At 61.6% G+C, this 18,111-nt stretch carries 17 protein-coding genes; 7 read left to right on the top strand and 10 right to left on the bottom strand.

Annotated elements, in window-relative coordinates:
• Position 1: 1 nt before the first annotated feature.
• The 4 genes from P9250_RS01750 to P9250_RS01735 all read right to left on the bottom strand — a co-directional run bounded on the left by P9250_RS01750 (position 2) and on the right by P9250_RS01735 (position 3,562).
• Entirely contained in the window at positions 2 to 1,177 is a 1,176-nt protein-coding gene (locus P9250_RS01750) for a tyrosine-type recombinase/integrase (RefSeq protein ID WP_244831954.1), read from the bottom strand.
• A gap of 112 nt (positions 1,178 to 1,289) precedes the next feature.
• Positions 1,290 to 1,628: a hydroxyisourate hydrolase gene (uraH, locus tag P9250_RS01745; RefSeq protein ID WP_244831569.1), complete on the bottom strand. Its 339-nt coding sequence runs from the start codon at positions 1,626 to 1,628 to the stop codon at positions 1,290 to 1,292.
• A gap of 28 nt (positions 1,629 to 1,656) precedes the next feature.
• The gene (locus tag P9250_RS01740) at positions 1,657 to 2,181 is read right to left on the bottom strand and encodes a hydroxyisourate hydrolase (RefSeq protein ID WP_309965125.1); all 525 of its coding nucleotides are present in this window, start codon (positions 2,179 to 2,181) and stop codon (positions 1,657 to 1,659) included.
• A 1-nt stretch (position 2,182) separates the two neighbouring features.
• Complete coding sequence (locus P9250_RS01735; protein WP_310391416.1) at positions 2,183 to 3,562, bottom strand: MFS transporter; 1,380 nt, start codon at positions 3,560 to 3,562, stop codon at positions 2,183 to 2,185.
• Positions 3,563 to 3,922: 360 nt separating this feature from the next.
• Between P9250_RS01735 and P9250_RS01730 the strand changes: the two genes are divergently transcribed.
• Positions 3,923 to 4,867 (top strand): LysR family transcriptional regulator, encoded by a 945-nt coding sequence (locus tag P9250_RS01730; RefSeq protein ID WP_244831564.1) that lies wholly within the window; start codon positions 3,923 to 3,925, stop codon positions 4,865 to 4,867.
• A gap of 142 nt (positions 4,868 to 5,009) precedes the next feature.
• Positions 5,010 to 5,537, top strand: coding sequence for a 2-oxo-4-hydroxy-4-carboxy-5-ureidoimidazoline decarboxylase (uraD, locus tag P9250_RS01725; RefSeq protein WP_310390807.1), 528 nt, complete (start codon positions 5,010 to 5,012; stop codon positions 5,535 to 5,537).
• Here uraD and P9250_RS01720 read toward each other — a convergent pair.
• Positions 5,517 to 5,981 (bottom strand): cupin domain-containing protein, encoded by a 465-nt coding sequence (locus P9250_RS01720; RefSeq protein ID WP_244831561.1) that lies wholly within the window; start codon positions 5,979 to 5,981, stop codon positions 5,517 to 5,519. The genes uraD and P9250_RS01720 overlap by 21 nt on opposite strands.
• Before the next feature lie 549 nt (positions 5,982 to 6,530).
• Here P9250_RS01720 and P9250_RS01715 point away from each other — a divergent pair.
• Positions 6,531 to 7,358 (top strand): class I SAM-dependent methyltransferase, encoded by an 828-nt coding sequence (locus tag P9250_RS01715; protein WP_244831559.1) that lies wholly within the window; start codon positions 6,531 to 6,533, stop codon positions 7,356 to 7,358.
• A gap of 88 nt (positions 7,359 to 7,446) precedes the next feature.
• On the opposite strand, the gene P9250_RS01710 is transcribed toward P9250_RS01715, so the two are convergent.
• The gene (locus tag P9250_RS01710; RefSeq protein WP_250469588.1) at positions 7,447 to 7,734 is read right to left on the bottom strand and encodes a hypothetical protein; all 288 of its coding nucleotides are present in this window, start codon (positions 7,732 to 7,734) and stop codon (positions 7,447 to 7,449) included.
• Positions 7,735 to 8,575: 841 nt separating this feature from the next.
• Positions 8,576 to 9,487 (bottom strand): AraC family transcriptional regulator, encoded by a 912-nt coding sequence (locus P9250_RS01705; RefSeq protein ID WP_310390806.1) that lies wholly within the window; start codon positions 9,485 to 9,487, stop codon positions 8,576 to 8,578.
• A 101-nt stretch (positions 9,488 to 9,588) separates the two neighbouring features.
• Between P9250_RS01705 and P9250_RS01700 the strand changes: the two genes are divergently transcribed.
• The 4 genes from P9250_RS01700 to P9250_RS01685 all read left to right on the top strand — a co-directional run bounded on the left by P9250_RS01700 (position 9,589) and on the right by P9250_RS01685 (position 15,618).
• Positions 9,589 to 10,344, top strand: a complete 756-nt coding sequence (locus P9250_RS01700) for an SDR family oxidoreductase (protein WP_310390805.1) — start codon at positions 9,589 to 9,591, stop codon at positions 10,342 to 10,344.
• Positions 10,345 to 10,796: 452 nt separating this feature from the next.
• On the top strand, positions 10,797 to 13,190 hold the full coding sequence (locus tag P9250_RS01695; RefSeq protein WP_310390804.1) for a filamentous hemagglutinin N-terminal domain-containing protein: 2,394 nt from the start codon (positions 10,797 to 10,799) through the stop codon (positions 13,188 to 13,190).
• A gap of 180 nt (positions 13,191 to 13,370) precedes the next feature.
• The gene (locus P9250_RS01690; protein ID WP_310390803.1) at positions 13,371 to 14,099 is read left to right on the top strand and encodes a TonB family protein; all 729 of its coding nucleotides are present in this window, start codon (positions 13,371 to 13,373) and stop codon (positions 14,097 to 14,099) included.
• Between the two features lie 319 nt (positions 14,100 to 14,418).
• Complete coding sequence (locus P9250_RS01685) at positions 14,419 to 15,618, top strand: mechanosensitive ion channel domain-containing protein (protein ID WP_310390802.1); 1,200 nt, start codon at positions 14,419 to 14,421, stop codon at positions 15,616 to 15,618.
• Between the two features lie 35 nt (positions 15,619 to 15,653).
• On the opposite strand, the gene P9250_RS01680 is transcribed toward P9250_RS01685, so the two are convergent.
• From P9250_RS01680 to P9250_RS01670, 3 genes are read right to left on the bottom strand one after another with little or no spacing between them, the layout of a single operon-like run.
• Positions 15,654 to 16,589, bottom strand: coding sequence for a vWA domain-containing protein (locus P9250_RS01680; protein ID WP_309965107.1), 936 nt, complete (start codon positions 16,587 to 16,589; stop codon positions 15,654 to 15,656).
• Entirely contained in the window at positions 16,586 to 17,131 is a 546-nt protein-coding gene (locus tag P9250_RS01675; protein WP_310390801.1) for an MxaL protein, read from the bottom strand. Before P9250_RS01675 ends, P9250_RS01680 begins: the two co-directional genes overlap by 4 nt.
• Complete coding sequence (locus P9250_RS01670; protein WP_250469580.1) at positions 17,128 to 18,108, bottom strand: VWA domain-containing protein; 981 nt, start codon at positions 18,106 to 18,108, stop codon at positions 17,128 to 17,130. Before P9250_RS01670 ends, P9250_RS01675 begins: the two co-directional genes overlap by 4 nt.
• Positions 18,109 to 18,111 lie beyond the last annotated feature (3 nt).

The raw sequence follows: 18,111 nt of genomic DNA, 5'->3' as shown, positions 1-18,111 counted from the left end.
GCTACCAGTCGATGCGATGCTTCTCGTCCGTCTCGCGGTGCCGCCGGTCGTCGTCCATATGCAGATAAAGACTCGTCGTGGCAAGCGATGCGTGCCCGAGGTTGTCGCGCACGAGCCGCAGATCGACTTTTTGATCCGCCATATGCGAACCGGCGCTGTGACGCAGCCAGTGCGCCGACGCCTTCTCCAGCAAGTCCGCGTTCGCGGATGCGCCGTCGCGTTCGCGGAGCCGGGCCGCTGCGCTCGCAAAAATATCCTTCACGATGGAATGCAGCGCGGCGCGCGTGAGCGGCGCGCAAGTCTTCGTGCCGTCGTTCGCGGCCGTTGCGCCGACGGGCAGCACGAGCGGCGTGTCTTCGCTGGGCGAGGGCATTGCGCTCAAGCCCAGATGCTGACGATAGCGCGAGAGCTCCGTCATCATCTCGCGCGTGGCGGGCACGAGGCGCTCCTTGCCGCCTTTGCCGAGGATGGTGAGCCACCAGCGCATCGTGCCGTCCGCATCGCGTCGCACGAAAAACTGCCCCATGTGATTGCCGCCAACTTCCGCTATACGCAAGCCCCCAAGGTAGAGCAGCGTGAAGAGCCAACGCGCGCGCGACGCATGGGCGCGAGCGCGGTCAGTTTCGCGCGGCATGGCCGCGATGGTGTCCTTCACTTCCTGCCAAAGTGCCGGTTCCAGATAACGCGTGATGCGCGGCGCGGCATGCTTTGCGCGTTGACGAGACAGCGCGAGCGGATTGCCCGCGAGATAGCCGGCTTGTACCAGCCACGAAAACAGCGCGTTCAGGATGACGACCGCCTGACGCTGACTCGCGGGCGATAGCGGCCCGTAAAACGGCCGCCAGCGCGCGTCGCTGCGCGCATGCTTGCGCCCGCCGCCCGCGACCCATGTCGCCGCCGGTTGCGGGTCGGCGAGAAAGTGCTGATAGCGCAGACAATCCTCGTGCGAGAGCGACGACAGCGGCTTGCCGAGCGTCACGATAGACCAGAGCAGAAGGCGTTCGGCTTCCTTGCGATAGTTCTCGAAGGTGGTCTTCGTTGCGTGGAACCGCGACAGCCAAGCGCGGATGGCGTCGAGGTCGCTGTCCGCCTCGATTTGCGCGTGCTTGCGAAGCTCGCGGTTCGTGCCGTCGCGGCCATCTATTTCCGCTGGAATTACGAGCGCTTCAAGCGGCATCGGCTGAAGCGCGACGCGGGACGATGCTCGCAGAGTTTGGTTCAAGGTGGGGCGTCGTCGGTGGGTCGAACTGAACGACATTATAGGTGGATGTCCTTGCCCCGATCCATGTTCAGCTCCCGCGATAAGTCCCGAAGCTCCATGGCGAACAGAGCAGCGGCACATGGTAATGCTGTGTCGCGTCCGAGACGGTGAAGCGCACGGGAACGACATCGGCGAAGACATCCGGCGTGCGAAAGTAGTCGGCGACCCAGAAGCGCAACTCGAAGCTCCCGGCGCGCGCCTGAGCGGCGGGCAAAATCGGCGCGTCGGTGCGGCCATCGCGATTCGTCCGCGTCCGCGCGATGAGCGTCGGCGGCTGCGTGGTCGTATCGAATAGCTCGATCTGCATGCCGGCAGCGGGCTTGCCGGTGGATACATCGAGGACGTGTGTGGTGATGCCTGCGGCCATCGTGATGCTCCTGTTCGAAATTACGGAATTAGCTGCCGCGATAATAGTTGTAGCTCCACGGCCCGAAGAGCACGGGCAGATGGATGCGCTGCGAGGCATCGGTGATGCGAAAGCGCAGCGGTATCTTCGAGAGGAACAGCGGCGTCGGCAGCTCGGTCTTGCGCGCGGCGAAGTAGTCGTCGACGTGCAGCAGTAGTTCGTAAGTGCCGACGCGGTAGGTTTCGTCGATCAGAAGCGGCGGTTCGCTGCGGCCGCTTGGGGCGAGCGTGATCGTCTGCATGAGTTTCGGCTGGCCATTTTCAATGCTGAACAGGTCCACGCGCATGCCCGCGGCCGGCGTGCCGTGCCAGGTATCCAGTCCATGCATGGTCAGGCGCGGACTCAGGCCGTCCTGCTGCACGGGACCGGTGTTCTGATTCGGCGCGGACGCGGCCTCCATGCCAGCGGCGTGCGCGGTTCCGGCGAAGAGCACGCTGCTGCCTAGCGCCATAGACTGCAGCGCGAAGCGCCGGCGGCGGGCATCGAAGGCGGGAAGGGTGGTGTCGTCGCTCATGTCATGCCTCTTGTTGTGTGCCGCCAAGCTTGCGGATATTCGCGATGACCAGCACCGCGGCGAGAATTTCGATGAAGGCCACGAGATACAGCCCGGTCGTGACCTTGCCGGTGGCGTTTTTGATGAGCCCCATTACATACGGCGCGCCGAAGCCCGCGAGATTCGAGACCGAGTTGATCAGCGCCACGCCGACAGCGGCCGCGCTGCCCGCCAGATAGCGGTTCGGCAACTGCCAGAACACGGGAATGGCGCTCATGGTGCCGGCAAGCGCCAGAGTCATCGCAATGAGCGAGACGATGGCGGGCAGTCCCGGCACGCCCATGAACAGCGCGAGCGCGGCCATCGACACGCCGCCTGCTATCGCCGGGCCGCTGAAGTGCCAGCGCACCTCGTTGCGCCGGTCGGAGCGCGCGCCGTTGAAGATCATGCCCGCCGCGCCGCACAGATAGGCCACCGCCGCAATCCAGCCCACGGCAATCGGCGAGATAAAGCCCACGTCCTTGATGATGGTCGGAATCCAGAACGTCAGCGTGGAGTTCGCGCACAGCAGGCAGAAGAAGATCGCAATGAGCAGCCACACCTTGCGGTTGGTCACGAGCGAGCGCCAGTCGTGTCCGCGCTCGCCCATCGAGGCGTTGTCGCGCTGCAGGGCATCGAGCACGACGCGCTTTTCATCTGCCGTGAGCCAGCGCGCTTCATCGGGCTTGTCGGTCATGTAGAAGTACGCGAAGATGCCGGCCAGCACGGAAGGAATGCCTTCGATGATGAAGAGCCACTGCCAGCCGTGCATGCCGTGAAAGCCGCCCATCGACGTCATGATCCAGCCGGCGATGGGACCGCCGAGCACGCCCGCAATCGCGGATGCCGACATGAACGTGCCGAAGGCGCGCGCACGGCGCTGCGTGGGATACCAGTAGGTGAGATAGAGGATCACGCCCGGATAGAAGCCCGCCTCGAAGGCGCCGAGCAGAAAGCGCAGGAGATAGAACTGTGTCGGCGTGGAGACGGTCGTCTGTAGCATGCAGATGACGCCCCAGCAGATCGTGATGCGCATGATGGTCTTCTTCGCGCCGATCTTCTGCAAAAGCATGTTCGAGGGCACTTCGAAGAAGAAGTAGCCGAGAAAAAAGATACCGGCGCCGAGCCCGTACACCGCCTCGGAGAAATGCAGTGAGTCCAGCATTTGCAGTTTGGCGAAGCCGATATTCACGCGGTCGAGCCATGCCAGCACCCACAGCACGCCCAGAAACGGCAGCAGGCGCCACGAGACTTTGCGATAAGCGCTGGCCTCCGCGTTCGCGATGACGTCAGCCGTTGCGCTGACCGTTGCGCCGTTCGGCCCATCGGCGTACGCCGGCATGACTTCCTTGATGATCGACATGATGAGTCCTCCAAGCGCGATGAAGTAAGCCGCCGCGGCGGTGCGTTCGATGGAGCCAGTATTGAAAATCAAAAAAAGCTTGGGAACGGCGGGCGTTTGAATAAGCCCGATAGCAACTTCGATATGCGCCGCAAAGCCTTGCGGCGCAAGGGTTTGCGGGGTTCGACAGAGGTGCGTTCGCCGTTATGGATTACCCTTGGAGCGCGCGTTCAGGCGTTGTTGCACCGCCTTCGTGCAGGAATCGGCCGAACGCATCGAATTAATTCGGCACGTTGCTCCCGATGCTTCTACACGTTACAACGTCAAACAGGCAAGCGCTGCCCCGACGCTGCGCTGTTCACGGGCCACGGACCTCAAAACATGAATCGCGCAGACGATCCATTCGATACCTATCTGTTGCGCGTGCTTTGCACGTTGATCGCCGAGCGCAGCGTGTCTCGCACGGCCATTCGCATGAATCAGTCGCAGCCGGCCATCAGCAGCGCGCTCAAACGGCTGCGTACGATCTTCAACGACCCGCTTCTCACGCGCGAGAAGAACGTGATGGTCCCGACCGAGCGGGCGCTGCAACTCGCCGAGAACGCGCAAGCCGCGCTCGGCGCGCTGGATAACCTGCTGGTAGCGGACGACCGGTTCGATCCCGCCACCACCGAGCAGACCTTCACGGTCGGCATGCCCGACTATCTGGCGCCGCCGTTCTTCGCGCATGTGGTGCGCGAGTTCCGCCGCACGGCGCCAAGGGCGCGTCTCGTCGCGATGCCGCTGTCCGCGACCTTCAACTACGAGCAGGCGTTGTCGGAAGGCTCGCCGGATATCGTCATCGGCAATTGGCCGAATCCACCGGAGCATCTGCATTTGTCCGTGCTGCTTGAGGACGAGGTGGTGTGCGTCGTGGCCGAGGACAGCGTGCATGCGCGACCCGGCGAGTTCACCGCGCAGACTTATCTGGACGCGGCGCATATCGTGCCGACGCCATATTCGCGCGATCAACGTGGCGTCGTGGATACCGGACTCAGCACGATGCGCGTGCATCGGGACAATCGCGTGAGCTGTCCGTACTTCAATCTCGCGCCTAGCCTCATTCCAGGCACGGACCTGATCCTGACCACGGGCCGCCACTTCGCCAACTATCACGCGCAATCGCTGCCGGTTGCCGTGCTCGAACCGCCGATCGAGTTCCCGCTCATGCGGTTCTATCAGCTGTGGCATCCGTCGCGGCATCGCTCGGCATCGCATGTGTGGCTGCGCGGCACGTTGACGGCGGCGTCGCAAGCGCTGCGCGAACTGCGCGACATGAAGCGTTAGGGTAGCCGGCGCTCGTTATCGGGTTCTGCTATGCGGTCTATAAGGCCGCGGTTCTCGCCCGCCGCGCTTGCGCTTCCTATACTCGGCCCGTAATCGTCATCCACGCCTGGCCTCGATCAAGCGGGCTTTACGGGAGCACTACATGTCTCAGTCGATCGATCTCGCGCCGATCAATGCGCTCGATCATGCAACCTTCCTGCGCGCCTTCGGGAGCGTCTTCGAGCACTTTCCACAGGCAGCGAGCGGCGCGTGGGAACGGCGGCCATTCGGCTCCGCGCAGGAACTGCATCGAGCGATGATGGACGTCATCCGCGCGCTGAACGAGCGAGGCCAATGCGACTTTCTGAACTTGCATCCGCTATTGTCGGGTTCGAACATTCGTGCAGGCACGATGACGCGCGATTCGAATGCCGAACAAAAGGGCGCCGGACTGGACGCGCTGACGCCCGCGCAAGAGGCCGCGCTCGACCGGATGAACGCGGACTATCTCGCGCGGCATGGCTTTCCATTCATTATCTGCGTGCGGCATTACACGCGGGAGGGGATTTTCGCGGCGTTCGAACGCCGTACCGGGCGTGACACGCCACAGGAGATGGACGAGGCGCTCGCGCAGATCGAGGCAATCACTCGGGCGCGGCTTTATAAGCGCTTAAGCGCTCTCGTCTCCTGACGATCGGAACGACGAGCGGGGAAAGGAGCCGTTGAGTTTGCGGCTGAACTTGCGGCTCACCTTGAGCGCGAGCAGCGCAGGCTTGGTGATATGCGGACGCAAGATGGCATGCTTGCGCACGTATTTCGGAACGTACCATTCAGAATGGGTCCCGGCATAGAACAGCGCGGCATGGCCTTCGCGCAGCGTGCGCGGTTCCTGACCTTCGGCCGTGATGATGACTTCGCCTTCGATGACGTAGATGGTCTCATCGGCATTGAAGTACCAGTTGAAGCGCCCGGCGGTGCAATCCCAGACCCAGGAAGTCGTGGTCGTGTCGGGACTCTGCGACCACTGACCGCTGCGCGCGACGGGATTGCCCTCGAGTATCCACGCCGGGTCGATCGGGTCGGGCTTGAGCAGAACGTCATCCAGACGAACTGACTCGAAAACGGGAGTGGCCATGAGAGTTCCTTTGCCGGTACTGGCGATCGATTAAATAGGGCAGCAAAAAAAGCGCCTACCCGGCGAATTCATCGCCATGACTTGCGGGAACATGGGTTCGGTCGATGTCGGCGTGCTCGGTCAAGACCATCAACGGATATGCATTGGTCCGCGTGAGCGTTATCCGCAAAGGGTTTTAAGTCTTTGAGCATGTCGTGATAGGTTGGTCGGCATGTGCTTCGTATGAACAAACCAAAGTCATGTTGCGACGCCCGGCAAAGCGTAGACAACTGGTTGGCCATTCGACAAACCTACTGAAAATTCTTCCCGATGCCAAGGCTTTGCGCGGTGACGTGCATCGCCTCAGGAACGGTCTGACGCTTATATGCGCGCTGAGTTCCGTTTTTGATCACAGCTGACGCGCACCTTTGTCATGCCGAGAGCTATTTTGAATAACCCGGCGGCAAAATTAAACGACTGCTACACTTCATTTGTCATTCAAGTGCGGTGGCGGCCGACTCTCAATGCCCCGCTCCGGTTTCTCTGGTTATCGCTCAGCGTGGGTGCCGTATGGGGTTTTCCCAGCAACGCTTTACCGTGCAAGATCGCGTCAACCGGTCTGCATGGCGCACCCGTAGCGCGCTCCGATGGTACGACAAGCTGAGCGATTGGACCGATCCTGGCGAGGCCGCGGCTATCGCTTATGTGCGCGCGGAAGTACGCGATCAACCTTTGCTCGATGTCGGTGTAGGCGGCGGACGCACGGTGCCGCTGCTGTCGCGCGTGAGCCCGGATTACACGGGTGTCGATTACACGCCCGAGTTGGTCGCGATATGTCAGAGAAATTATCCGAGCGTCCAGGTGCGTGTCATGGATGCGCGCAACCTGGCCGAATTCGAGGACAACAGCTTCGCGCTCGTGATGTTCAGCTTCAATGGCATCGATTCCATCGACAGTGAAGGCAGACGCAAAGTGCTAAGCGAGTTTGCACGCGTGCTCAAGCCAGGCGGTCTCGCATTGTTTTCTACCCACAATCTCGCCGGGCCGGGCTATAGGGAAACGTTTGCGCAAGCTTCGCATGTTTCGCAGGCGGAGAATGTCGTCGAATTCGGCATCAACTGCGCGCGGGCCTTATATAACCTTCCAATGGCGGCGTTCAATTATCTGCGTTATTCGCCTCTCAACCGCGAATACGACGGCTATGCGCTACGCGTCTGCGCCGCTCACAGATTCGGCATTCTGATCCTTTACACGGATATCCAGACGCAGCGCCAACAATGTGCCGAGGCCGGCCTGCTTACCGAGGCCGTTTTCGGAAGTAATAGCGGCGCTCAAGTATCGGAACTGGCCGACGTTAGCGGCGAGAACTGGCTGCATTTCGTCGCGCGAAAGGTCTAGCGGTTCACTTCTGCGTTGCAATCGATTGATTTTTGGGTCCTCGAACGTCACGCCGTGCAGTCCCTAAGGAACGTGACTATCGTTCGCGTTAGCGGCGATTGCGCATCGGCACGATACCGAAATGACTTTCGATGAGATCGGTGAGTCGCCAGAGCGAACATGGGCGACGGACGTGACCGTCGAAGCCGGCTTCTTTCATCGATGGCAGCGAATCGAGCGGTTGAATGTTGCTCATTGCAATGATCAATAAACCCGCCGTGTGTTCCGTTCGACGCAACTGCCGGACAGTTTCAAAGTCGGGTGGCGTGTCCATTCTCGTGTCGAGCAGCAGCGCATGAGCTTTCCAGTGCTGCAGGAAACGCTGGGCGTCGCCCATTTCGCTTGCGTGTATTGCTTCGAATCCTCTCGTGGACAGAAGAAGCGCAAGTGACTTGCCTATTGGTCTGTCCTTATGCCCGATTACGATTCGCCTTTTGCTGGTCACGACAACCTTGCTGTCGGGCCGCCACAGCGCGAACTCCTGCTCGTCGTCCAACGGTAAGCGCCCTGTCACGATGTGCTCCTCTGACCTGCGTTGATCGACTAATCATTGATTGCGGGTCTTTGCCGATGCGGGCGCCGCGTGGCAACAGACCTTGTCACTTAGTGGCGCCATTCTGACCTGATCTAAACCGCGAACCGGTAATGACGTGCATGTCGCGCATTGCTGTTGTAAGCGCTTGCAGCACTCGGAACGAATGTCAGCGTGCTAGGTTACGCGCTCTAAGTGTGGGCCGTAGAGCCAAAAGCTTCTTCATTGGTATTCATAGATATCAGATGAGTTCGGAATTGCCTAGATCATTCCTGTTGTCGTTGTCCAACGTGTCGGAGCCCGCGAGCACTTCCACATTAGGTGACTCGCATTCTTCACAACGAAGTGCCTCTTCCGACAATTGCGACGAAAACAATTTCCCGCAAGACTGACAGTGGCACGTGAGCATTAGGCCTCCGAAGTGCGGCGCATACAACGTTCTGAGGAAAGGTTAGCACGTGGTTTCGCCAGTTTCAGATTCTTCTTCTCAATGAAGCAAAACGATTCATGCATTTCAAAGAAGTGGGATGTGTGGAAATTCTTAAATAAATAACGTCAGTTGATTGAAGAGGTTGCGCGTGATCGTGCGCGTCGAACGAGCGTTATTGAGCCAGGCAATGAGCAATCGATCTGCATATCGAAGTAATTAGTCTTCTGCCGCTTGTCCGTCGCGCGCGTATTGCGACGGCGAGCGGCCGACATGCCGGGTGAACGCGACGCTAAATGTGCTGGCGGAGCTATAGCCGACACGCTGCGCGATCTCCGCGATACGCCCTTGACTTCGCCGCAACAGATCCTTCGCGAGCGCCATGCGCCACCGGAGCAGATATTCCATCGGCGCCACGCCCACCGCGCGGCTGAAGCGCTCGAAAAAAGTCGAACGCGAAAGCGCGGCCTCTTTCGCCAACTCGGCCACCGTCCACGCGTGCGCGGAGCGTTCGTGCATTCCGCGTAAGGCAGCCGCTAAACGAAGGTCCGACAGCCCGCGCACGAGACCCGGTGACGCGTCCGTTCCGGCCGTCGAGCGCAGCGCCTCGATCAGCAGCACTTCGAGCAATCGAGAAAGCACGACTTCGCGCGCGGGCCGCTGTTCGCGCGATTCCTCGCGAACCAGTTGCACGAGCGTGGCGAGCCGCCGTTCCCCGCGAACATGCACGAAGCGCGGCAACAGCGAAACGAGCAGAGCCGCGTCGGGTGAACCGAAGCTGCAGTGACCCGCCATCATGCGCGCGTTGATCGGGCTATCCGGCGGGCCGATCCTGAACTCGCCATTGCCGAGCGCAACGGGCGATTGCGTTTCGGAACCGGGCGGCGGCGCTTCGAGACTGGACACCGCAACGCCGTAAGCGGCGGGAATCAGCATGAAGTCGCCGGACAACAGTTCGATCGGCTCGTAGCCGTCGATTGAGATACGGCATCCGCCTTCAAGAATCACGCAATAAAAAGGCTGGCCTGCGTCCGAGCGGCTGATGTGCCACGGACTTGCACCATGAACGAGCTTGGAGAAATTGGCAGCCGGTTGAAGCAGCGTCACGACTTCGGCCAACGGATCGATCATTGCCGGACTCCTGCGAATGAAATCTGGATCATCGATTGTAGCGAGTACGAGAGCGGCGATCTATCGTGGTGGCACACGCAAACCACTTCAAAGGAGTCGTCATGCAAACCGTGTTGATCACCGGTTGTTCGTCCGGATTTGGCCTCGAAATCGCTCGTCACTTTCTGAGTCGCGGCTGGCAAGTCATCGCGACGATGCGCACGCCGCGCACCGATGTGCTGCCGCCGTCCGAACGCCTGCGCATCTTGCCGCTCGATGTCACGAACGCCGAGAGCATTCGCGCGGCAATCGAAGCCGCGGGACCGATCGATGTCCTCGTCAACAACGCGGGCGTCGGCGCGGCGTCGCCCGCCGAACTCGTGCCCATTGCCACGGTGCGCGACATCTTCGAGACCAACACCATCGGCACCATTGCAATGACGCAAGCCGTGCTGCCGCAGTTTCGCGAGCGCGGGGCGGGCGTCATCGTCAACGTGACGTCGAGCGTGACCATCAAGCCCTTGCCGCTGATCGGCGCATATCACGCGAGCAAGGCGGCGGTGAACGCCTTCACCGAGTCGATGGCGCTTGAACTCGAACCGTTCGGCGTGCGCGCGCGCCTCGTTTTGCCGGGCCGCGCGCCGGACACGCGATTCGGCGACAACGCGCGCGCGCATATGCATGGCCTGGAGCACGCGGCCTATGCCGATCTCGTCAAGCGCGTCTTCGAGCAGTTCCAGGACACCGCGTCGCCGACCACGCGTGCGGAGGACGTTGCCAAAGCGGTATGGCGCGCGGCCACCGACCCCTCGGCGCCGATGCGTATTCCCGCTGGCGTCGATGCCGAGGCATGGGCCGCCGAAGCGCGACAAAGGTGAAGCGAAAAATAATCCCAACGAATCGACAGGCTCGAAATGCGCGGGGAGGGTAGTGTTGCCTCGTTCGACGCGGGCGGTCTACGCGTTGGGAAAATCAAACGATTTCACCAAGACGTGATCGTTCGCGATCGAAGCCGGACCTGACATCGTCCTTCAATACCGCACGATGTCGGGGCACGAATACATCCAGCGCGCGATCATGGTGCCGGCGTCCGCACTGAAGGACGTCATTAACACGTTGAAATTACCGATTATCCCCACTCCCCGTTGTTTGCATTTCACGCTTATCGCTAAAGAACTCGTAAGCATAATTACAGCCCGTTGAGCAAGCCCTGAAAACGATCATCTTTCGTCTTTCGATATGGACATTACGCTCTGTTACACTGCACTACCAACTAAAAAAAGCTGTCTACTTAGCGATTAAATCGGGGAAACACTCTGTTGGGGGCGGTATGCGTCTTTTTGTTTACCGTCTCGCGGGCGTCTCGACGCTCGGCGATGCGGCCTGCGTCTCTACGTTTCGCGCACCGGGCTTTACAGTTCGGGCTCTTCCACTTCTCATCGCACTTGCATCTGCTGGCAGTTTCCTTCACGCGCCGGGAGCCGAAGCTGCACCGCCTCTTCCTCAAGGCGGTAAATATGTCGCGGGCTCGGGAACCATCGCACAAAGCGGCGGAACCCTGAATATCAAGCAGTCGGGCACGAACGGCATTATCAATTGGACGAGTTTTTCCATCGGCGCGGGCAATACGGTTTCCATCAACAACGGAACCGGCGCAACTCTCAACCGCGTCACCGGCAACGACATGTCGGCAATCTACGGCACGCTCAAGAGCACCGGCAGCGTCTACCTCATCAATCCGCATGGCGTGCTCATCGGGCCGACGGGCGTGGTGACGACCGGCGGACGCTTCGTTGCATCGACACTCGATACCGATAACGACTCGTTCATGAACAGCCCGGATTACTTCACGCTCGGCGGCAGTTCGAATGCCAGCGTGATCAATCTCGGGAAAATCAGTTCGTCGGGCGGCGACGTCTTCCTCATTTCGGCGAAGAGCGTCATGAATGCCGGATCGATCAACGCGCCGAAGGGCACGGCCGAACTCGTCACGGCGCGCGAAGTCGTGCTTGCGGACAGCGCATATGGCCAGCAAGTTGGAGTGCAGACGACGGGCACGGGCGGCGACGTGACCAACTCGGGCACGATCCAGGCGGCGCTGATCAGCCTGCAAGCGGCCGACGGCAACATCTTCGCGCTTGCGGGCAAGTCGGGCGCACTGCGCGCCACCGGCACCGAAACGCGCGATGGCCACGTGTGGCTCGTGGCGCAAGGCGGTACGGTGGACGCACGCGGCGCCACCATTTCCGCGCGCAACGCGGATGGCAGCGGCGGCACCGTCGACATGACCGGCAACGCCATTAAGCTGAGCGAGGCGAAAGTTGGCGCGGGACAGTGGAACATCACGGCCCCGACCTTTACCGCCGACGCAGCGCCCGCCCGCACGCTGGCCGCGAACCTGAGCAGCGGAACATCGATCACGGTCCATGCGAATGGCGCGGATGCCACCAAGGGCGCGGGTGACATCAACGTGACATCGAATATTCGGTGGAACGGGTCCTCGTCGCTGACGCTCGACGCCGGGCATACGGTGACCATCGCGCCGGGCGCGACCATCGCCAACACGGGCGCGGGCAGTCTCACCTTGCGTGCGGACGCCAGCGCGGTCGACAACGGCGGCAGCGTGACCAATCGCGGCACGCTCGACTGGTCGCACAGCACGGGTATCGTCTCGGCGCTGTACGACATGACCGGCAGCTACACGCCCGGAACCGTGCATGGCAACGCGAGTTGGAGCGCGGCGCCGTTCAGCGGTCTGCTCACGCAGGTCACGGCTTATCAGCTCGTCAATTCGATTGCCGATCTGCACGCCGTGAAGAACAATCTCGGCGGCACTTACGCACTCGGCTCGTCGCTGGAGCTGGATGGCGCAACGGGCCTCTCGGGCATCGGCAGCGCGGCGCAACCGTTCACCGGTCAGTTCGACGGCATGGGGCATCTGCTGAGCGATCTGAACATTCCGAGCGGAGCGAATACGGGCTTGTTCGGCGTGGTCGGCCCGACCGGCATCGTGCGCAACGTACTGGTGGATAGCGCCACGGCGTCGTCGTCGGGCGGTCCGGTCGGTGTGCTTGCGGGCACGAACTACGGCTACCTGGTGAATGTCGCGAGCACGGGCATCGTCAACAAACCCACGGGTACGGCCACGGCAGCGGGGGGGCTGGTCGGCATCAACCGCGGACGTATCGAGCGTTCGTGGAGCGGCGCGCAAGTCAATGGCGATGGCGAAATCGGCGGTCTAGTCGGCGAAAACGATGGTTACATCGGCCAGTCGTACACCATCAACTTCATGACGGCTGCCGCAACAGCGACGATCGGCGGGCTCGCGGGCGTGAACAGCGGCACCATCGAGCAGTCGTATTCGCAGAGCTTCGTGAATGGCGGCGCATATATCGGCGGCTTGGTGGGCAACAACACCGGCACCATTCGCCAGTCGTACAGCACGGCATCGCTTTCGCCGGGCACGGGGTCGCATAAGCCGGGCGCCATTGCGGGCACGAATAGCGGCACGATTGCCAAAGACGTCTTCTGGGACAAGGAAACGTCTGTCGCGACAGCGGGTGTCGGCAGCGGCAAGGCCATGTCCGCTTCGAGCGGTCTGACGAGCGCGCAAATGGCCACGCCGGCGAGCTTCGGTCCTACGTGGGACTTCAGCTCCAAGGGAACGTGGTCGCTTCCGGATGGCACGGAGGAGCCGGTCCTGCGTTGGACGGCCGGGCTGTAAGGCAGAACGGACGCGGGCGGACATCGTTCCGCCCGCGTCGATATCGAGATCGACGTGGGCGCGCATAAGCGTCGTGCCGTCGCGCTAAGTCGTCCTGGCGCGCGCGCCGCTTTCGCACACCGTCATCGCTAAGGTTTCCCCAGGCGCTTGCCGTTATCCAGACAGGCTCAGGAAAACGGCATGTCAGCGATGGCTTCGACGCACACGCATTATGACAATCTCAAAGTGACGCACAACGCGCCGCCCGAAGTCATTCGCGCGGCGTACAAGGCGTTGAGTCAGCGCTATCACCCCGACAGGAACACGAGTCCGGACGCGACAAGAATCATGAAGATGCTCAACGACGCCTACGCCGTCCTGAGCGATGCCGAATCGCGGCGCGGTTACGACGTGACGATTGCGCAACAGCTCCCGGAATCGGCTGCTTGGGGCGAGGTCGGTTCGCGTTCGTCGATCGGTGAATCGAATGCGACTATCAAGCGCGGGAAGCTGCGCGGCTGGGCGTGGCTTCTGGCCGTTGGCGTCGTCGTGTCGATACAGTGGTTGGTCAGTGAACCGGCGACGCACAAGCCGAGCGTCGCTGCGGCTTCTTCTGGCGAGCAGGTTGCCCGCTTTGCGGCAAAGGCGGATGAACCCGTCGCAACGGTTGGCTACGCCGAGCGCGTCGGACGGCGCGTGCGGACGAATATCGCGTGGACCAATGGCGTGGCCGGACTCGAAACGGTGATCGGCGCGCGCTGTGCGCCCAATGGCGCGTTGCTGTCCGCGTCCATCGTACATTCGAGCGGCAACGCGCAATGGGACGAAACGGCATTGCGCGCCGTTCAACGCCTCGACCCGATGCCTGACGATACGAACGGCGAGACACCCGCCGCATTCGCCGTCACCGTGCGCTCGTCGGGCAATTGACGCGAATTTCTCAACCAGCAACCCTGGCGCGATGTTCCCGCATCGAGCGTCTCTGAGCGCTTGTGCGCTATTGCGGGACTATTGTCGAGCATGTCTGCTCCGCAGATTTCCAAGGCATCGAAGAAAAGCAGGTCTTGCGCAGATCGGGTTATCGTGCGACAGGCGTCGGCGGCTTCTTAGCCTCTACATTCTTTCGACGATAGGGGCATGCGCTTCTCATGCGGCCTGGCGCGCTAAGTCCGTGCTGTTGCCGCCACTAAAATAGCCACCGTGCGAAAGGCCTCTTGCCCAACATCGGTTCGCCTGTTCCGGAGAGTACATGTTCGAGAATATGCTGCGTGTCGAAAGCGGACCAGACTGGCAGTTCCACGTCTACACGGATAGCTGGCTGGTCGCGGTCATGCTCGTGGCCGCCTTGCTGCTCGCCATTTTGCTGGCAAGCGCGATCTGCTACTACCTCACGCGCTGGATCATGCTCATGATCGTCAGCCGGCTCACGCGCAACGAAGGGCGCAAGTGGTTGATCGCCGCCGAGCGTCATCGCGTGTTTCACCGGCTTGCGCCGCTCGTGCCCGCTGCGATCGTCTATGCATCGGCGCCGACGCTCTCGGGTCTCACAATACCGTTTATCGCGGTGCTCGGACGGCCATTGGGCATTCTCGCCGCTTGCTACATGGTCTACACGCTGCTGCGCGCCGCGCTGGCACTGCGCGACAGCATCGACGAACGCTATAGTCACTTTCCAACTGCGAGCGAGCGGCCAATCAAGAGCTTTCTGCAGATCGCCACCATCGTGGTGTATCTCGTCGCGCTCATCTCCGTGGTCTCGCTCTTGATCGAGCGTTCGCCGGTCTATCTGCTCACCGGCCTCAGCGCGGTGACGGCGTTGCTCATCATCATCTTTCGTGACTCGTTGCTCGGCTTCGTGGCCAGCATCCAGCTGGCAGCCTACGACATGCTGCGCGTGGGCGACTGGATCGAAGTGCCGGGATTCGTCGCGGATGGCACGGTCATCGATATCGCGTTGAATACCATCAAGATACGCAACTTCGACAACACCATCGTGATGCTGCCAAGTCAGCTCTTGCTCACGAACAGCGTGAAGAACTGGCGCGGCATGAGCGAGTCGGGCGGGAGGCGCTTGAAACACGCGATTCATTTCGATGTCGATACCGTGCGCTTCCCCGACGACGCAATGCTCGCGCAAATGCACGACGCCATCCGCTTGCCGGTGGGCGCTTTCGAAGGCGAGCGTCGCACGAACCTTGGGTTGTATCGTCGCTATCTGAGCGCTTATCTTCGCGATCATCCGGCGGTGCGGCGCGACATGCCGCTCGTGATTCGTCATGTCCAGACAGCGGCGCCGGTGGTCGCGCTGGAAATCTGTCTCTATCTCGACGAGATACGCTGGGAGCCGTACGAGGCGATGCTCTCGGATATGCTCGATCACGCGTATGGCGTCCTGCCGTTATTCGGTTTGCGGTGCTGGCAAGAGGAGCGGAAGGGTTCCGCGGTTTGAAGACGGCGTTGCAATCAGGCGGCGTGCGTCTACAGTCAGCGTCGCGCGCGCCGCATGCCTTTCACCCAACGCTCCGGCCAAAACCGCCACACGAGCAACAGCAAGCCAAGCGCTGCCGGAATCCAATTCAGCTTGGTCGGCACGCGTTCCGAATGCGCAAAGCGCGCATCCGTCATGGCCATCAGCAAGTCCTGTGGCAACCGCAAACGTCGATAATCGAAGCCGATTTCTTTCGCAATCGACGCCAGATATCGTCCGCGCAATTCCGACAACTCCTCGTGACTCTCGACTTGAACGCTCGCGCCAGGTTGTGTCGGCACTTGAATGACTTCATCGGCGCGCCAGTAGCCGATACGATTGCCGTCTTTATCCGTTCGCGGGATGGGCGCGGGCTGATCGCCGCCTATGCCGATAAGCCAACCCTTGAGTTGCGAGCGTGGAATGTCGCGCACGCGCTGATCGCCGGGAAGAATGGGCGGTGCTTCCTGGCCGTCCGTGATCATGAGAACACTGGCGTCTTGCCCGATACTGCGCGCCGTACGCACAGCCGCGAAGATACCGCCTTCGGCTACTCGACTCCAGTTGGTCCAGCGCATCGTGCCATCGATACCGGCAAGCGAGGCAAGCAACGCATCGAAGTTGCCGCACACCTCGACGGGCGGCACCAGAAGCAAGGTGCTCTGGCCTGTGAAGATGCTCCAGCCTATCTTCGAGCCGCACGGCAAATGCTCGATGCTTTCGCGCATCGCGGCCCGCGCGAAGTCCAGTCTGCTGATCGGCGCGCCGCCGACGACACCCACGTCCTCGACGCTCATGCTCTGCGTGATATCGAAAGTGACGATATAGCTGAACACGTCGCGTTGGAACATCACGCCGGGCATCCAGACGGCGGCAAGCAGCAACGGCACGGCGGCTACCGTGGTCCAGTGTCGCCGCCGAAGGAACGCAAGTGTTGCCGCGACTGCCTTCATGGCAGATCCTCGCTTTGCGCGCCACGCGCCTTCACCGTGGCCTGATGCTTGTAGTCGCGCTCTTCGTCGCTCGTCTGGCCCTCGGGCGCGAGCCACAACGCGCGTTCGAGGTTATAACGCGCGTCCCAGTCGTCGGGCGTGAGCCGCAGCGCCGACCGATAGCGTTCCTTGGCTTGTTCGAGCAACGGCAGCGAGCGAACAGGACCGCCCGCATCGGGACCGGCCGCCTGACGCAACGACATGTTGGCAAGATCGAATAGCGCGGCCGTCTGCAACGCGGCATCGTGGTCCTGCACGAGCACGGAGTCGTAAAGCTTCTGCGCGCCCGCATAGTCGCCCGCCTTCGACGATACGATCGCACGCGCCAGCCGAACTTGGGCGGCATCGTCCAGTGACTGCGGCTGCGCGCCTTTGGCGCTTACCGCCGACACCGCGCGCGCGACAGCATGCGCATGCTGCAATGTCGCCAAGTCGAAGAGCGCGACTGCTGCAAACACGAGCGTTGCGCCGCCGAAGGCAAGATGAACGGCCAATCGCTTCATGACCAGCTCCGTACCTGAACCGCGCGCAGCGCAAGCAACGCCGCGCAACCGAGCAATGCGGCGGCATAGCACAACGCGCTTTCGTCTTGCCGCGGCAAGCGCTCGTCGAAAGATACGACCGCGTTGTGCTGCTTGTTGATCTCCGACATGGCGGCGGCCATTGCGCCCGCGTCCTCCGCCTGATACAGCCGATACGGCGAGCCCAGCGTCTGAAAATAGCGATGCAGTTCAGCTTCGGCCGAGGCGTCGTCGGCGGGCGCCATCTTCGTCAGATCGGGGCTGTAGACGCCGCTGCGCAGATACACGAAGTAAAGCGCGATCTGATTGCGCGCAAGGCCCTCGCTGATCGCCGCGCGTGCAGCGGCATCGAGATGCGCGCCGCCATCGGACACCAGCACGATGGCGCGACGGCCCGCGTATTGCCTGCCATCGAACTGTTTGATCGCCGCGATGAGCCCGCGATCGAGCTTCGTATCCGGCATACCGCGGCCTATTCCCGTGCCTGAGATCGCTTGTGTGATGATCTCGTGATTCGACGTGAACGGTACGGCAAGAACCGGGCTGATGCCGAACATGAGAAACGCAAAACGGTCGTCGGGTCGCTCGGCGACGAAGCGTTCGAGCGAGTGGCGAGCCACCGCGTTCTTGGACTGGCCGCTCGGTTCGGAGACAGGCGTCTTCGACATCACCGAGTCCATGCTCGCGCTACGGTCCATCAAAATGAGAATGTCCGCCGCCGTGCTCGTGCGCAAGACGTGCAGATGTGAGCGTCCCGGTCCCGCGAGACCGATGATGATGGCCAGCATCGCGAGCACCGCGCACGCACGCCGCAGGTGTTCGACGGTCGCGCCGACAGTATCCGCTGGCAGCCAGTTCACCGACGAGAAAGCGAATGCCTCGCTCGGTCTCGGCAATAGCGGCAAGAGCGCGAGTGGCAGCATGAGCAGCAGCCAGGGCCGGAGAAAGTCGATGGGCATGCG

This window comes from Caballeronia sp. LP006 (assembly GCF_031450995.1).
GTDB lineage: Bacteria > Pseudomonadota > Gammaproteobacteria > Burkholderiales > Burkholderiaceae > Caballeronia.
The sequence above is the reverse complement of the archived record's forward strand: the minus strand, read 5'-3'. Positions and strand labels throughout refer to the sequence as shown.

Excerpts from the sequence above, each read along its gene's own strand:
- P9250_RS01685 (WP_310390802.1), top strand. The coding sequence starts at position 14,419 with ATGTTCGAGAATATGCTGCGTGTCGAAAGCGGACCAGACTGGCAGTTC.
- P9250_RS01700 (WP_310390805.1), top strand. The coding sequence starts at position 9,589 with ATGCAAACCGTGTTGATCACCGGTTGTTCGTCCGGATTTGGCCTCGAA.
- P9250_RS01705 (WP_310390806.1), bottom strand. The coding sequence starts at position 9,487 with ATGATCGATCCGTTGGCCGAAGTCGTGACGCTGCTTCAACCGGCTGCC.
- P9250_RS01670 (WP_250469580.1), bottom strand. The coding sequence starts at position 18,108 with ATGCCCATCGACTTTCTCCGGCCCTGGCTGCTGCTCATGCTGCCACTC.
- P9250_RS01680 (WP_309965107.1), bottom strand. The coding sequence starts at position 16,589 with ATGAAGGCAGTCGCGGCAACACTTGCGTTCCTTCGGCGGCGACACTGG.
- P9250_RS01715 (WP_244831559.1), top strand. The coding sequence starts at position 6,531 with ATGGGGTTTTCCCAGCAACGCTTTACCGTGCAAGATCGCGTCAACCGG.
- P9250_RS01695 (WP_310390804.1), top strand. The coding sequence starts at position 10,797 with ATGCGTCTTTTTGTTTACCGTCTCGCGGGCGTCTCGACGCTCGGCGAT.
- P9250_RS01735 (WP_310391416.1), bottom strand. The coding sequence starts at position 3,562 with ATGTCGATCATCAAGGAAGTCATGCCGGCGTACGCCGATGGGCCGAAC.
- P9250_RS01720 (WP_244831561.1), bottom strand. The coding sequence starts at position 5,981 with ATGGCCACTCCCGTTTTCGAGTCAGTTCGTCTGGATGACGTTCTGCTC.
- uraH (WP_244831569.1), bottom strand. The coding sequence starts at position 1,628 with ATGGCCGCAGGCATCACCACACACGTCCTCGATGTATCCACCGGCAAG.
- P9250_RS01710 (WP_250469588.1), bottom strand. The coding sequence starts at position 7,734 with ATGGGCGACGCCCAGCGTTTCCTGCAGCACTGGAAAGCTCATGCGCTG.
- P9250_RS01740 (WP_309965125.1), bottom strand. The coding sequence starts at position 2,181 with ATGAGCGACGACACCACCCTTCCCGCCTTCGATGCCCGCCGCCGGCGC.
- uraD (WP_310390807.1), top strand. The coding sequence starts at position 5,010 with ATGTCTCAGTCGATCGATCTCGCGCCGATCAATGCGCTCGATCATGCA.
- P9250_RS01675 (WP_310390801.1), bottom strand. The coding sequence starts at position 17,131 with ATGAAGCGATTGGCCGTTCATCTTGCCTTCGGCGGCGCAACGCTCGTG.
- P9250_RS01730 (WP_244831564.1), top strand. The coding sequence starts at position 3,923 with ATGAATCGCGCAGACGATCCATTCGATACCTATCTGTTGCGCGTGCTT.
- P9250_RS01690 (WP_310390803.1), top strand. The coding sequence starts at position 13,371 with ATGTCAGCGATGGCTTCGACGCACACGCATTATGACAATCTCAAAGTG.
- P9250_RS01750 (WP_244831954.1), bottom strand. The coding sequence starts at position 1,177 with ATGCCGCTTGAAGCGCTCGTAATTCCAGCGGAAATAGATGGCCGCGAC.